This is a genomic window from Caenibius tardaugens NBRC 16725 (assembly GCF_003860345.1).
Taxonomy (GTDB): Bacteria; Pseudomonadota; Alphaproteobacteria; order Sphingomonadales; family Sphingomonadaceae; genus Caenibius; species Caenibius tardaugens.
The window spans coordinates 300,450-315,311 of sequence record NZ_CP034179.1; the positions used below are offsets into that span (position 1 = coordinate 300,450).

Here is a 14,862-nt window from a genome sequence, read left to right on the forward strand (position 1 = left end):
TTCCGTGCTTGAACAGCGACCAGATGTTCCCTAGTTGTTCGCTGGTGGATACCCCTGAAAACGCCTTGAATATGCCCTCCCCGCCCGAGGGAGATGCGCCCTACCTCAACGGATTAAACGCGCCGCAGCGCGAAGCCGTGCTGACAACGGAAGGGCCGGTGCTGATGCTGGCCGGGGCGGGTACCGGCAAAACCGCGGCACTGACCACGCGGCTCGCCCATCTGGTGGCGACCCGGCGCGCCTGGCCGAGTGAAATCCTCTGCGTGACCTTCACCAACCGCGCCGCGCGCGAAATGCGCGAACGGGTGGGCCATCTCATCGGCCCCGCCGTGGAAGGCATGCCATGGTTGGGCACGTTCCATGCGATCTGCGCCAAGATGCTGCGTCGCCATGCAGAACTGGCCGGGCTGGAAAGCAATTACACGATTATCGACACCGACGATCAGTTACGCCTGCTCAAACAACTGATCAACGAACACGGGCTGGATGAAAAACGCTGGCCTGCCCGCCAGCTGGCCAACCTGATCGACCGGTGGAAGAATCGCGGGCTCAACCCGGGCGATCTCGATACGCTGGAAAACGAAGCCTATGCCGATGGCCGGGGGCAGCAGTTCTACACCCTCTATCAGGCACGGATGAAAGCGCTGAACGCCTGCGATTTCGGCGATCTGCTGCTGCATGTGCTGAACATCTTCCGCCAGCATCGCGATGTGCTGGAACTGTATCAGCAGCGCTTCAAATATATCATGGTGGACGAATATCAGGACACCAATGCCGTGCAGTATCTCTGGCTGCGCCTGCTGGCGCAGACCCGCAAGAATATCTGCGTGGTGGGCGATGATGACCAGTCGATCTATTCCTGGCGCGGTGCGGAAGTCGCCAATATCCTGCGCTTCGAAAAGGATTTCCCCGGCGCGAAAGTGATCCGGCTGGAACAGAATTATCGTTCCACGCCGGATATTCTCGGCGCGGCGTCCGGCCTCATCGGGGAAAACAGCCAGCGCCTCGGCAAGACGCTGTGGACCGAAACGTCGGGTGGCGACAAAGTGCGTGTCGTCGGCGTATGGGATGCCCCGGAAGAGGCGCGCCGCATCGGCGACGATATCGAACGGCTGGAACGCGAAGGGGCACCGCTGGACCGCGTGGCGATCCTTGTCCGCGCGCAATACCAGACCCGCGAATTCGAAGACCGGTTTATCCAGATCGGTCTGCCCTACAAGATCATCGGCGGGTTCCGTTTTTACGAACGCGCCGAAATCCGCGATGCGCTGGCCTATCTGCGGGTCATTGCCCAGCCGCAGGACGATCTCGCACTCGAACGGATCTACAACCAGCCCAAGCGGGGGCTTGGCGCCAAGGCGCTCGAAACCATGCACCGCAAGGCCCGCGAACGGGATGTACCGCTATTCGCCGGTATGGCCGCGCTGGCCGAAGGGGGCGAGCTCCCCGCACGCGCGCGCAACACGCTGGCGGCACTGGTGGGCGATTTCGCACGCTGGCGCGAACAGGCCGAAACGCTCAGCCCGGCCGAACTGCTGCGCACTGTCCTGGAGGAAGCGGGCTATAACGCCATGCTGCAGGCCGAACGCACGCCCGAAAGCGCGGGCCGCCTGGAAAACCTCTCGGAACTTGCGCGGGCCATGGAAGACTATCCCACGCTGGGCGATTTTCTCGAGCACGTCAGTCTGGTGATGGACAACGACGCCGCCAACGATGGCGAGAAGATCACGATCATGACCATTCATGCGGCGAAGGGTCTGGAATTCGACCACGTGTTTCTGCCGGGATGGGAAGACGGGGTTTTCCCATCGCAGCGCGCACTCGACGAAGGCGGCCTTGCCAGTCTGGAGGAAGAACGCCGGCTCGCCTATGTGGCCATCACCCGGGCGCGGCGGCGCTGCACGATCTTCCATGCAGCCAACCGGCGGATTTACGGCCAATGGACCAGTTCCATTCCCAGCCGCTTCATCGCCGAACTGCCCGATGCCCACACCGATCAGGAGACCACGCTCAGCGGGGGGGCCTCGCTATGGCGCGCGAACTGGTCGGAACGGGACGATCCTTTCGCCCATGTCGCGCGCGAACACCCGGATCGCGCGCAGAATCGTGGCCCCGGCTGGCAGCGCGCGGCAAAGGCGCCGTTCGATCCCGCACCGAAACGGGTGAAGGAATCGACCCGCAGCGCCGCCAGCTTCGCCGCCAAACCCCGCAACGATCTCGCGCTGGGTGACCGCGTGTTTCACGACAAGTTCGGGTATGGCGAAGTGGTCGGACAGGAAGGCAACAAACTGGAAGTCGAATTCGAGAACGCCGGACGCAAACGCGTGCTCGACAATTTCGTCACGCGTTCAGAGTAGCGATTGCCGATATCGCGAAGTCGGATCAATGGCGGCCCGTTTCATGGCGAAGGGTGATCTTCGCCACGACATCACCCGCCCCTCAGCCCAGTGAAACGCTGAGAAACTCGGGAATCGGGCCGTTCCAGCCCACATCGGGTTCGCTATCGTAGTGATGATCGCGACGGCGGCTGGGTTTACGCTCGTGTTCGTGATCGCGGGCGATCCGATTGCGGGCATCGCGTTCATCCTGCGCCTTCCGACCGGCACGTTCGCCACGCGGCGCCGCGGCCTCACGCGGGGCACGCTCCTCACGCTGGCTACGGTCTTCACGCGGCGCACGGTCTTCGCGCTGGCTCCGTTCTTCACGCGGGGCCCGCGCTTCGCGGCGGGGTTTTTCCTCGCGCGGCGCCTCTTCGGCAAGCGTCACCGCATGGACCGGAATTTCCATCCCGGTCAGCTTTTCGACATTGGCGATGGCTTCCGCGTCTTCTTTGGTGACGAAAGTGAAAGCCCGACCGGTCGCCCCGGCGCGACCCGTGCGGCCGATGCGGTGGACATAATCGTCCGGATGCCACGGCGTGTCGAAATTGAACACGTGGCTGACACCCTTGATGTCCAGTCCGCGCGCGGCGACATCGGATGCAACGAGAATGTTGATCTGCCCGCCCTTGAACAGGTCCAGTTCGGCCAGACGGGCCGGCTGATCCATGTCGCCGTGAATTTCACCGGCGGCAAAACCATGGCGCTTCAGGCTTTTGGCCAGTTCGCGCACGGTGGTTTTGCGATTGGCGAAGATGATCGCTGTATTGACGTTATCGGTACGCAGCAATTCGCGCAGCACTTCCCGCTTGCGCCGGGTCTGCACGAACACTTTGTGCTGGGCGATATTGGTGTTGGCCGATGCGGGCCGCGCCACCTCGATATATTTCGGGTTGGTCAGGAACTTGTCCGCCAGCTTCTTGATCGGTGGCGGCATGGTCGCGGAAAACAGCAGGGTCTGGCGGTTGACCGGCAACTTGGAACAGATCGTTTCGATATCGGGAATAAACCCCATGTCGAGCATGCGATCCGCTTCGTCGATCACCAGAAGATCGCACCCGGTCAGCAGGATCTTGCCCCGCTCGAACAGGTCCATCAGGCGGCCCGGGGTGGCAATCAGCACATCCACGCCATCGTTCAGCGCCTTGACCTGGTCGCCCATCTGCACGCCGCCGATCAGCAACGCCATCTTGAGGTCGTGGTTCTTGCCGTATTTCTCGAAATTCTCGGCCACCTGAACCGCGAGTTCACGCGTCGGCTCCAGAATGAGGGAACGCGGCATCAGCGCGCGGCGTCGGCCGTGCGCGAGCACATCGATCATCGGGAGAACGAAGCTGGCCGTCTTGCCGGTCCCCGTCTGCGCAATGGCGATCAGATCCTTCATCATATGGATCTGCGGGATGGCCTGCGCCTGGATGGGGGTCGGCTCGCTATAGCCAGCAGCTTCCACTGCGTGCAGCAATTCGTCAGACAAGCCGAGATCGGCAAATTTCATACGCGTCCTGATTTTCCGGATTTGCGGGCGGCCAATATGAACGCCCAGTAACATCACGAGGCCAGTAGCATCACGTGGAATGCGATTACGCCCCCGCGCAAATCGTCGCGCCAATTGCGGATATGGGGCCAAAAGTCAAGAAAAGAGCAGCATTTGCGGAACGGATTATCGCGCCTAGCGACGCTCTGCGACCAGTTGGCGCATTTTGCCCAGATCGCAATTGGCGCCCGATCGCGAATGGAGCTTGTCGCGGCCGCTGCAAACCAGCCCGTCTTCGTTCGCCTCCACATAGAAGCCCGAATAGAAGTCACGGGCACGGCAGGATTTTTCCAGCTTGACCGTGATCATCCGGCGATCGCGCAGGAACAGCAGGAGCCGATTGTCCGGTTGCGCCTGCACACCGGCAATCGCTTTCGCGGGAACACATTTCCCAAACTTGCGTTCCTCAAATTGCGGCGGCAGTTCCCCTTGCGGCAAGGCGCTGAGCATATCGGGGGCCATCTTGTTGCGACGCGGATTTATCCGGATGATGACCCGCCGCTCTATCCGAACCTGGTCCTGTTCCATCGGCTGGAACGATGTGACCAGATCGGTCCAAACCGGCGCAAGCCGGGACGGCGTGGCGATAGCGCCATTTGCGTCCTGTTCGGGCGCCAAGGCGGGCGTGTCCGCCTCGTGCGGCGCGTCTGCGGGCACGGCAAGCAAGGCAGCAGGCAAAAACAAGACGGCCAGACTGTTCATGGCAACGTGAAGTCAGCTCCCTGAAACGATGCGCACACCCGCATCGGGACATTTCCGTAATGCATACGCTATGGATTTGAATGGCGGCTTAACCTGTCACACGGAACTTGCAAATGGTGGCAATCGCCCCTCGCCGCGTGTAGGCGGACCGGACATGGATACGAAGGACAACAACACGCCTGACTATGCTGCCTTTCTTGTTGCAGCACGGCAATTACTTGGCCCCCGCGGGTTAACGCAGGATGCCGAACTGATCGAACCGTGGCTGACCGACTGGCGCGGGGTTTACACGGGCGCAGCGCTGGCCATGGCCTCTCCCGGCACAGTCGAAGAGGTCGCGGCGCTTGTCCGGCTGTGCGCGGCACATGGCGTGTCGCTTGTCCCGCAGGGCGGCAACAGCGGCATGTCCGGCGGGGCCACCCCCGATACCAGCGGGCACCAGATCATTCTCTCGCTGCGCCGTATGCATGCGATCCGCACCATCGATGCCGAAGCCCGTCAGGTGACCTGCGAAGCGGGCGTGATCCTGCAAAATCTGCACGAAGCCGTTGCCGAACAGGGCCTGCGCTTCCCCCTGACACTGGGGGGCAAGGGTTCGGCCACGATCGGCGGGCTGATTTCGACCAATGCTGGAGGGACCCAGGTTCTGCGGCATGGCACGATGCGCGCGCAAGTTCTCGGCCTGGAAGCCATTCTTGCGGACGGAAGCCGATTCGATGCTCTTGTCCCCCTGAAAAAGGACAACCGCGGTTTCGACCTCAAGCAAGTGCTGATCGGTTCCGAAGGGACGCTTGGCATCATCACCGCAGCGACCTTGCAACTCGCCCCCGCCCCTGCCGGGCGCCGCGTGCTATGGGTGGGCGTGGCATCGCTGCAAATGGCCCGCGCATTCCTGCTCCATTGCGATGCGATGGCGGGGATGGCGCTGGAAGGGTTCGAAATCATCCCGGCCTACAGCCTCGCCGCCGTGCTCCATCACTTGCCGGGCAGCCGCGCCCCGCTCGATACCGATCACACCTGGCATGTGCTCGTGGAACTGGTCGCCGGGACGGAAACCATGGCCGGCTTGCAGGACCTGGCCGAACAGGTTCTGGCCACCGCATTCGAAGCAGGTTTGATCGAAAACGCGACGATTGCCGCCAGCGAGAGCCAGGCGGAGGCATTCTGGCTGCTGCGCGAATCGATTTCGGCGGCAGAACGGGCGCGCGGCCCGGCGGTGCAGCACGACGTCTCGGTCGCGGTGGAACAGATGCCCGCCTTTATCGACACGGTCGCACCCCGCGTGGAATCCGCGTTCCCCGGAACCAAAGTGATCGCCTATGGCCATCTCGGTGATGGCAACGTGCATCTCCACGTCCTGTCACCGGCCGGATCGGTTCAGGGGGAATGGCAAAAAACCACCGGGAAAAAGATCAGTGCGCTGATTTACGATTGCGTTGCCGAATGGGGTGGATCGATCAGCGCCGAACACGGCATCGGCCAGGCCAAGCTTGCCGAACTGGCGCGCCTGACCGATCCGGTACGATTGGGGATGATGCGCGCGGTCAAACATGCGCTGGACCCGGGCAATATCCTTAATCCGGGCAAACTCGTCCCGCTTGCACCCGATCAAGCGAAGCCTTAAAGCCCGGCCTTCCGCAAAACGGGCGCAGAGCCCGGAATGACACCGTTAATTTCGGAGAGTGCCTCATGGCCAGTGCGCCGCAAGCTTCCCTGCCCCTGTTTTACAATGACTTGATGCCGCTCAACAGCCGCGACCATGGCACATGGAACGCGCGCGCCGCCGACAAGGCAACCTGGTTGTCCGGGCAACATGCCATTCCGCTGACTGTCGAAGAATTCCCGATGACGCAGCGCCATTTCCCGATCGTGTTCAGCGGCGGTGCCAACCCCGTCCCGCTGGCGCTGATGGGCCTGAACGAAGGCGTCAACACCTTCGTCAGCGAAGACGGCACAGTGGAAGACAACCTCTACCTGCCCGCCTATGCGCGCCGTTATCCGTTCCTTCTTGCCAAGCTGAGCCAGGACAACGACGATCTGTCGCTGTGCTTCGATCCGTCGAGCGGCCTCGTGGGTGATTTCAAGGAAGGCAACGCCCTGTTCACCGACGGCCAGCCGAGTGAGATCACGCAGGAAATGCTCCAGTTCTGCCAGCGCTTCGAAGAAGCCGGGCTGCGCACCGGCGCTTTCATCAAGGAACTGCAGGACAACGACCTGCTGATGGAAGGCGAAGTCGCGATCAAGCAGGAAGGTGCTGAAGACAAGCCGTTTGTCTATCGTGGCTTCCAGATGGTGAACGAAGAAAAACTGCGCGAAGTGCGTGGTGACAAGCTGCGCACCTGGAATCGCAACGGCTTCCTCGCGCTGGTCTACGCCCACCTGTTCTCGCTCGACCTGATCCGGGTGGTCTTCACGCGTCAGGTTGCGCAAGGCAAAGGGCCGAAATTGCCCAACGCGAACTGACGCGGCTCAGCTGCCGTTTACCGCAATTCCCGCGAAGGACTTGCAAGGTTGACGTAAAAACCTTAGTTTAGGGTCGTTCGGCAAGTTTTCCCTCATGGCTTGCTGGACAGGTGCATGCGAATGCACCTCCTCCCTGAACCTTGGCCACCCCGTGTCCGCACGGGGTGGTTTTTTATTATAAAACTGAATCGGATAGGGTTTGCCCGCTATTCTGCGGCGATATCCCAGCGCCTTGCCCTGCCTTGCTGGATCACATCCTGCGCCAGCCGGCGGACCAGCCGCGCAAGGCAGCGCCCCAGTTCGGGCAGGCGATCAGATGGCTCCACCTGCTGCGAGTCGAGATAGAGCGATCGGCAAAACTCGATCTGCATGGCATGGATGCCCTGCCCCGGATTTCCATGGCGATCGAGCACATAGCCCCCCGCGTAGGGCCGGTTATGCGCCACGACCAGACCATCTTCCGACAACGCGGCATGGGCGGCAACAGCCAGCCCGCCATCGCAGCTCGTGCCGAACCGGTCGCCCAGCACACAGAGGGGCGCAGGGTTCCCCGATACGCGCGCGGGCAATTGCGGCATCGAATGGATATCCAGCAACAGGGCCGCACCCCAGCGATCGCGCAGCCGGGCCAGTACCTCGCCCAGCGCGCGATGATAGGGCGTATGAACATCCGCTATGCGGGCCGCGACATCGGCCTGTTCCAGCGGCGCATTCCACAGTTCGCCAAAACCCGGCAGGCGGCGCGGGATAAGCCCCAGTCCATTGCGCGTGCGCCAGCCGGGCGACACCCCACCCACGGAAAAATCGCCACCATCGCGGATCATATCCCTGTCGATATCATCGGGCGCACGATTAAGATCGATCATCGCCCGCGGGGCATGCGCCACCAGCAGCGCGGCGCCGGTTTCCTGTGCAGCCAGCCGGGCAACCCGATCGACATAGCGATCTTCGAGGCGCAGCCCCGATTGCCCCGGATTGCGCATATGTTCGCGCAGCGAAATAGGGTAGTTTCTCCCCGCGTGGGGAACCGCCAGAACAAGGGGCAACACCGATGTGTCGAAATCATAAAGGGAAAAGGCTGCGGCCCCTTCCCCACCGGGAATCTGTCCGCCCGTGACAGGCTCCGAATCGCTCCACTTCGATGTCTCTGGGTCCATGTTCACAGGCTGGCGCTTCGCGCAGCCTGTGTCAAAGCTGGCCACCCCGGAATAGCGGGAAGAAATCCGACATGATTCGCGATACAGGCTCCGATCAGACCAATGAAAGGCGACCAATGATCCGTATCCTTCTGGCCGAAGATGACGATGCGATGCGCAGTTATCTCGCACAGGCGCTCGAAAATGCCGGCTATGAAGTAATTGCGGTGGATCGGGGCACGCACGCCGTCCCCTATCTCGAAAGCATGACGTTCGATCTGTTGCTGTCCGATATCGTCATGCCGGAGATGGACGGGATCGAACTGGCGCAACGCTGTGCGGAAATCGCACCGCGCACCAAAGTGATGTTCATCACCGGATTTGCCGCCGTGGCAATGCAGACCAGCCGGGACTTCCCGCAGAGCCGGGTGCTTTCCAAGCCCTTCCACTTGCGCGATCTGGTGTTGGAAGTGGAACGCGTATTCGCCCCGCAGATGAGCATACAGGTCTGATTTAAATCGCATTTCGCGGAATACGAAAAAACCGGATAAATCCGTCTTGCAAGGGGGCGGGCCTGTCGCTACATGCCCCCCAGCCGACGCCCACGGGCCCGGCAGACCGAATGGTGCGGGCGTATAGCTCAGTGGTAGAGCACTATGTTGACATCGTAGGGGTCGCAAGTTCAATCCTTGCTACGCCCACCATCCGGTAGAACAAGGAAGCCCGCCGCCAGGCGGGTTTTTCTTTGCCCGATACATGCTGATCCGGAACAGGACGGTCCCGGAACAGCCCCCCTCAAGGCAAGGCCCGCGAGGCCCGGTTTTGCCGCTCCCGCGCGGTGCCTCCGCCATCCTGCGCACAACAATCGCCACTTGTCTGCCGAATCGCCCGATGCGCGCCTTGCACCAGCGTCTTGAGATGCTAAGAGGCGCGCGCACCCTTCCCCAGAAGCGACAGGACGAAAATGGCAAAGATCAAGGTGGCGAACCCGGTCGTCGAACTCGACGGCGACGAAATGACCCGGATTATCTGGCAGTGGATCCGCGAACAGCTGATCCTGCCCTATCTGGATATCGACCTTAAGTACTACGACCTCTCGGTCGAGAAGCGCGACGAAACGGAAGACCAGATCACGGTCGACGCTGCGAACGCGATCAAGCAGTACGGCGTTGGCGTGAAGTGCGCCACGATCACTCCCGACGAAGCCCGTGTCGAGGAATTCGGCCTGAAGAAGATGTGGAAGTCGCCCAACGGCACGATCCGCAACATTCTGGGCGGCGTGGTTTTCCGCGAACCGATCGTGATCCAGAACGTGCCCCGGCTCGTTCCCGGCTGGACCGACCCGATTGTCGTCGGCCGCCATGCTTTCGGTGACCAGTATCGCGCAACCGATACGCTGATCCCGGGTGCCGGCACCCTGCGTCTCGTGTTCGAAGGCGAAGATGGCCAGAACATCGATCTCGAAGTCTTCAAGTTCCCGTCCAGCGGCGTCGCCATGGCGATGTACAACCTTGACGATTCGATTCGCGACTTCGCCCGTGCGAGCTTCAACTACGGGCTCAACCTCGGCTGGCCGGTCTATCTGTCCACCAAGAACACGATTCTCAAGGCTTACGACGGCCGCTTCAAGGATCTGTTCCAGGAAGTGTTCGACACCGAAGGCTTCAAGGAAAAGTTCGCCGAAAAGGGCATCGTCTACGAACACCGCCTGATCGACGACATGGTCGCTTCGGCGCTCAAGTGGAACGGCAAGTTCGTCTGGGCTTGTAAGAACTACGACGGCGACGTGCAGTCCGACACGGTTGCACAGGGCTTCGGCTCGCTGGGCCTGATGACCTCGGTCCTCATGACCCCGGATGGCAAGACCGTGGAAGCAGAAGCCGCGCACGGCACTGTGACCCGCCACTATCGCCAGCACCAGCAGGGCAAGGCGACTTCGACCAACCCGATCGCATCGATCTTCGCGTGGACGCGCGGCCTGATCTATCGCGGCAAGTTCGACAATACCCCCGATGTGGTGCGGTTTGCCGAAACGCTGGAACGCGTCTGCATCGAAACGGTCGAAAAGGGTCAGATGACCAAGGATCTGGCGCTGCTGATCGGCCCCGATCAGGCATGGATGACGACCGAACAGTTCTTCGCGGCGATCGTGGAGAATCTCGAGGTGGAAATGAAGAACTGGGCCTGATCCGGTTGTTCCCTGTTGCGGTGGGCGTGGCTGACCATGCCCACCCCGCGAATTGAGGGGCTTGCCCGGCAGGCCCCCTTCTCGCTAACCCCTTCCGGCGACGGGAGGGGTTTTTTGGTATCAGCAACAGAGAGCAACGCATGACCGAACCTCGCGCAAAGGCCCGCCTCGAAGTCCGCCAGGCGATCCCCGCCGATGCCAAGGCGATTTCCGCGCTGGTCAGGCGGGCTTACGAAGAACTGCCCGCCTACACGATGAGCGAAATTCGCGGGCAGCTGAACAATTACCCCGAAGGCTGCTTTGTCGCCAAACTGGACGGCAAGCTGGTCGGATACTGCGCATCGATGCGGCTCGATGCCGCCGTGGCGCTGAAACCGCACACCTGGGACGAGATCACTGGCAACGGCTATGGCAGCCGCCACGATCCCACGGGCGACTGGCTCTATGGCTATGAAATGTGCGTCGATCCCAAGACGCGCGGCACGCGGATCGGCCGCCGTCTGTATGAGGAACGCCGCGCCCTGGCCGAACGGCTGGAACTGTCGGGCATCGCCTTCGGGGGGCGCATGCCCAACCTGTCGCGCGTGTGGCGCAAAGTCGATGGGCCGCAGGATTATCTCGATCGGGTGGTCGAGGGGAAATTGCACGATCCCGTGCTGCGCTTCCAGATCGCCAACGGCTTCGAACCGATCGGGATTCTCGAGAAGTATCTGCCAGAAGACAAGAAATCGCGGGCCTTTGCCGTGCACATGGTGTGGCGCAATCCCTTCGTCGATCGGGATCAGCCCAAGAAGTTCCGCCTGCCACGCGGCGTGGAAAGCGTGCGTATCGCCACCTGCCAGTTGCAGGCGCGCGCCGTGAAGGATTTCAAGGAATTCATTGGGCAGATCGAATATTTCGTCGATGTTGCAGCCGATTACGAGGCGGACTTCATCGTCTTTCCGGAATTGTTCACCCTGATGCTGCTGTCCTTCGAAGAGAAGGAACTGACCCCGCTGGAAGCGATCGAGGCGCTGTCGCGCTACACCCCGCGCATCCGCGAGGCGCTGTCCGAAATGGCGTTGAACTACAACATCAACATCATTGGCGGTTCGCACCCCACCCGGATGGACGATGGCGACATTCACAATGTGGCCTATGTCTGCCTGCGCGATGGATCGATCCACGAACAGGAGAAAATCCACCCCACCCCGAACGAAGCCTATTGGTGGAACATCAAGGGCGGCGACTCGATCGACGCGATCCCCACCGATTGCGGCCCGATCGGCGTGTTGATCTGTTATGACGCCGAATTCCCCGAACTGGCCCGCAGGCTGGTGGACGAAGGGGCGCGGATCATTTTCGTCCCGTTCTGCACCGACAGCCGCCAGGGTTACATGCGGGTCCGCTATTGCGCGCAGGCCCGTGCGATTGAAAACCAGTGCTTCGTGGTGCTTTCGGGCAATGTCGGCAATCTGCCCAATGTCGGCAACATGGACATCCAATACGCCCAGAGCTGCATCCTGACCCCATGCGATTTCCCCTTCGCACGCGACGGGATCGCGGCGGAAGCCACGGAAAACGTCGAAACGCTGACAATCAGCGATGTCAATCTGGCGGACCTTTCGTGGGCGCGCGCGGAAGGCACCGTGCAGAACCTCAACGACCGGCGATTCGATCTTTATCGCATCGAGTGGAGCCATCCGACCGCACGGCATCAGGATGATCCACACGCCCATCCGGCAATCGGCCCGCACACCGCCGGCGGGGGATGATCCCCCGGCTGCCGCCCCAGACACCCGCCAAAGAATCCCAAGAGCAGTCGTGACAAGCGCCTTTGGGGCAGTTACGTCGGGCTATGGCCGCAGAACTGTCCGCAACACCGATGCTTTCCGATGCATTGGTCATATTGGGCGCGGCCGGGCTGGTTATTCCGATTTTCGCCCGTTTCCGGATCACCCCGATCATCGGGTTCCTGATGGTGGGGTTGGCGGTCGGCCCTTACGGGCTGGGCCGGATGGTCTACGAATATCCGTGGCTGGCCCATTTTACGATCACCGATCCCGAAGGGCTGGAACCCTTCGCCGAATTCGGGATCATCCTGCTGCTGTTCACGATCGGGCTGGAACTCTCGTTCAACCGTCTGTGGTCCATGCGCAGGCTCGTCTTCGGGCTTGGCGCGCTGGAACTGCTGGTCATATCCGGCCTGCTGGCCATGGTCCTGACGATGGTCGGGCAATACTGGACAGGCGCCCTTGCGCTTGGCCTCGCGCTGGCCCTCTCGTCCACCGCGCTGGTCCTGCCCATATCGGGAACCACCACGCCCGTGGGGCGGGCCGCGCTGTCCATGCTGCTGTTCGAAGATATCGCCATCGTGCCGATCATCTTCCTGATGGGCGCCATGGCCCCTTACGCGAACAGCGACGGCGTGGACGACATGATGCAGACGATCTGGCTCGGCGGGCTGGTGATCATTGCCATGCTGGTTATCGGGCGCTTCGCGCTGCCCCGCCTGTTTGCGCAGGCCGCCCGCACCAAAAGTCCGGAACTGTTCCTCTCCGCCAGCCTGCTGGTGGTGATCGGTGCCAGCCTCGCCACATCGGCGGTCGGCCTTTCGCCCATCGTCGGCGCGCTGGTGGCCGGGCTGCTGATTGCGGAAACCGAATACAACGCCGAAGTTGAAGCCATTACCGAGCCTTTCAAGGGGCTCGCTCTCGGTGTGTTCCTGATCACCGTCGGGATGGGGCTGGACCTTGCCACGATCTGGGACAACCTGTGGAGCATTCTGGCAGCCGTTGTGGGCGTGCTCGTGCTCAAGGCGCTGGTGACGGGGCTGTTGCTGCGCATGATGGGCGCACGGCGCAGCACGGCGACCGAAACCGGCATTCTCATGGCCAGCCCTTCGGAAACCACGCTGATCGTGCTGACCGCGGCGACACAGGCGCTGCTGATCCAGCCCGGCACCGCGCTGTTCTGGCAGATCGTCACCGCGATCGGGCTGACAGTCACGCCGCTGCTGGCGACCTTCGGACGGCTCGTCGCCCGCAAGGTCGACCCCCTGCCCTCGCAAGGCGGAGAGGGCACCAGCGACGAGCCGCGCGTGATCATTATCGGGTTCGGGCGTGTGGGCCGGCTGGTGGCGGATATGCTGACCGTCCATGGCAAGCCCTATATCGGGATCGATTCGGATGCCGACCTGATCATGGCCGCCCGCCGCGACGGATATAATGCGCGCTTCGGCAATGCCGCCCGCCGCGATGCGCTCGACCGGCTCGGGCTGGAACGCGCACCCGCCGTGGTTATGACCATGGACGAACCCATTCTCGCGCAGAACCTGACGCGCAAGTTGCGCGCCTTGCGCCCCGATCTGCCGATTATCGCCCGCGCCCGCGATACGCATCATGCCGCCCTGCTCTATCGCAGCGGCGCCACCCATGCGGTGCCCGAAACGGTCGAAAGCTCGCTCCAGCTATCGGAATCGGTGCTGGTTGACTTGGGGGTTGCGGTCGGCCCGGTGATTGCCTCAATCCACCAGAAACGCGACGAATTGCGTGGGCTGATCATGGAAGAAGGGGCGCTAGATCATAAGCCCCAGTTGCGCACCCGCACGCTCAGGCCAGAAGGTTAGGCGCCGGTTTGCACGGGCCGCGCGGGATCGGCTGTCCACTCGCTCCACGATCCGGGATAGAGCCCTGCCCCGCGCAGCCCCGCGATTTCCATAGCCAGCGCATTGCTGCAGGCCGTGACGCCCGAACCGCACTGCATCACCGCCTTTTCCGGCGGCGCGCCATCCAAAACCGCGCGAAACGCCGCAGCCAGTCGATCCGGGCTGAGGAATTTTCCATCGGCATCGAAATTGTCCCGCAGGAAACGATTGCGCGCGCCCGGAATGTGGCCCGATACCGTGTCCAGCGGGTGTGGTTCACCGCGAAAACGCGCGGGATCGCGCGCATCGATCACCACAAATTCACCGCTGGCGATATTGGCGAGAACCTGGTCCGCACTCACCACCGCGCCCACCAGCGGGGCGCCCGGCGTGAAATCGCCCGCGTCCGGCGCGGGGGTTGATCCCGGCTCCAGCGTAAAACCGGCCGCCTGCCACACCGCAGTGCCGCCATCCAGCACCGCCACGGCATCATGGCCCAGCCAGCGCAGCATCCACCACAGGCGCGCGGCGAAATGCCCGCCATTCCCGTCATAGGCGATGACCTGCTGGCCGCTGTTCAGACCCAATCTGCGCATATGCTGCGCAAAGGCCGCGCGATCGGGCAAGGGATGCCGCCCGTTGGCCCCGTCCGGCTGGCCGGACAGATCCTCCTCCAGATCCACGTAAGACGCGCCGGGAATGTGGCCCTGCGCATAGACCGCCCGGCCCTTTGCCGGATCGGTCAGGTCAAATGTACAGTCCAATACGAGCAGCGGGGCATGCGCCACGATCAGATCATGCAAGGCATCGGCCGAGATGATCGTGGTGAAAGCCAT

11 protein-coding genes and 1 tRNA gene are annotated in these 14,862 nt (G+C 62.2%); 8 read left to right on the forward strand and 4 right to left on the reverse strand.

Translation table 11 applies throughout. From position 1 onward, the window contains the following. Positions 1-71 precede the first annotated feature (71 nt). On the forward strand, positions 72-2,357 hold the full coding sequence (locus tag EGO55_RS01595; RefSeq protein ID WP_040715024.1) for an ATP-dependent helicase: 2,286 nt from the start codon (positions 72-74) through the stop codon (positions 2,355-2,357). Positions 2,358-2,439: 82 nt separating this feature from the next. Here the strand turns inward: EGO55_RS01595 and EGO55_RS01600 are convergent, their stop codons facing one another. Both EGO55_RS01600 and EGO55_RS01605 read right to left on the reverse strand, forming a co-directional pair. After that, positions 2,440-3,873, reverse strand: coding sequence for a DEAD/DEAH box helicase (locus tag EGO55_RS01600; RefSeq protein WP_021689236.1), 1,434 nt, complete (start codon positions 3,871-3,873; stop codon positions 2,440-2,442). Between the two features lie 174 nt (positions 3,874-4,047). Next, on the reverse strand, positions 4,048-4,614 hold the full coding sequence (locus EGO55_RS01605; RefSeq protein ID WP_021689237.1) for a hypothetical protein: 567 nt from the start codon (positions 4,612-4,614) through the stop codon (positions 4,048-4,050). 154 nt (positions 4,615-4,768) lie between these two features. Here EGO55_RS01605 and EGO55_RS01610 point away from each other — a divergent pair, with 154 nt between their 5' ends. Further along, positions 4,769-6,238, forward strand: coding sequence for an FAD-binding oxidoreductase (locus EGO55_RS01610; RefSeq protein ID WP_021689238.1), 1,470 nt, complete (start codon positions 4,769-4,771; stop codon positions 6,236-6,238). A gap of 65 nt (positions 6,239-6,303) precedes the next feature. Further along, positions 6,304-7,077, forward strand: a complete 774-nt coding sequence (locus tag EGO55_RS01615; protein WP_021689239.1) for a SapC family protein — start codon at positions 6,304-6,306, stop codon at positions 7,075-7,077. A gap of 206 nt (positions 7,078-7,283) precedes the next feature. On the opposite strand, the gene EGO55_RS01620 is transcribed toward EGO55_RS01615, so the two are convergent. Continuing rightward, complete coding sequence (locus EGO55_RS01620) at positions 7,284-8,234, reverse strand: N-formylglutamate amidohydrolase (protein WP_021689240.1); 951 nt, start codon at positions 8,232-8,234, stop codon at positions 7,284-7,286. A 116-nt stretch (positions 8,235-8,350) separates the two neighbouring features. Between EGO55_RS01620 and cpdR the strand changes: the two genes are divergently transcribed. From cpdR to EGO55_RS01645, 5 genes are all read left to right on the forward strand, one after another. Next, positions 8,351-8,725, forward strand: coding sequence for a cell cycle two-component system response regulator CpdR (gene cpdR / locus EGO55_RS01625; protein ID WP_021689241.1), 375 nt, complete (start codon positions 8,351-8,353; stop codon positions 8,723-8,725). A gap of 117 nt (positions 8,726-8,842) precedes the next feature. Next, positions 8,843-8,917 (forward strand) — tRNA-Val (locus tag EGO55_RS01630). A gap of 260 nt (positions 8,918-9,177) precedes the next feature. After that, complete coding sequence (locus EGO55_RS01635; protein ID WP_021689242.1) at positions 9,178-10,401, forward strand: NADP-dependent isocitrate dehydrogenase; 1,224 nt, start codon at positions 9,178-9,180, stop codon at positions 10,399-10,401. Between the two features lie 140 nt (positions 10,402-10,541). Further along, the gene (locus EGO55_RS01640) at positions 10,542-12,155 is read left to right on the forward strand and encodes a bifunctional GNAT family N-acetyltransferase/carbon-nitrogen hydrolase family protein (RefSeq protein WP_021689243.1); all 1,614 of its coding nucleotides are present in this window, start codon (positions 10,542-10,544) and stop codon (positions 12,153-12,155) included. A gap of 83 nt (positions 12,156-12,238) precedes the next feature. Beyond that, the gene (locus EGO55_RS01645) at positions 12,239-14,008 is read left to right on the forward strand and encodes a cation:proton antiporter domain-containing protein (RefSeq protein WP_021689244.1); all 1,770 of its coding nucleotides are present in this window, start codon (positions 12,239-12,241) and stop codon (positions 14,006-14,008) included. Here EGO55_RS01645 and EGO55_RS01650 read toward each other — a convergent pair. Beyond that, positions 14,005-14,862, reverse strand: coding sequence for a sulfurtransferase (locus EGO55_RS01650; RefSeq protein ID WP_021689245.1), 858 nt, complete (start codon positions 14,860-14,862; stop codon positions 14,005-14,007). The genes EGO55_RS01645 and EGO55_RS01650 overlap by 4 nt on opposite strands.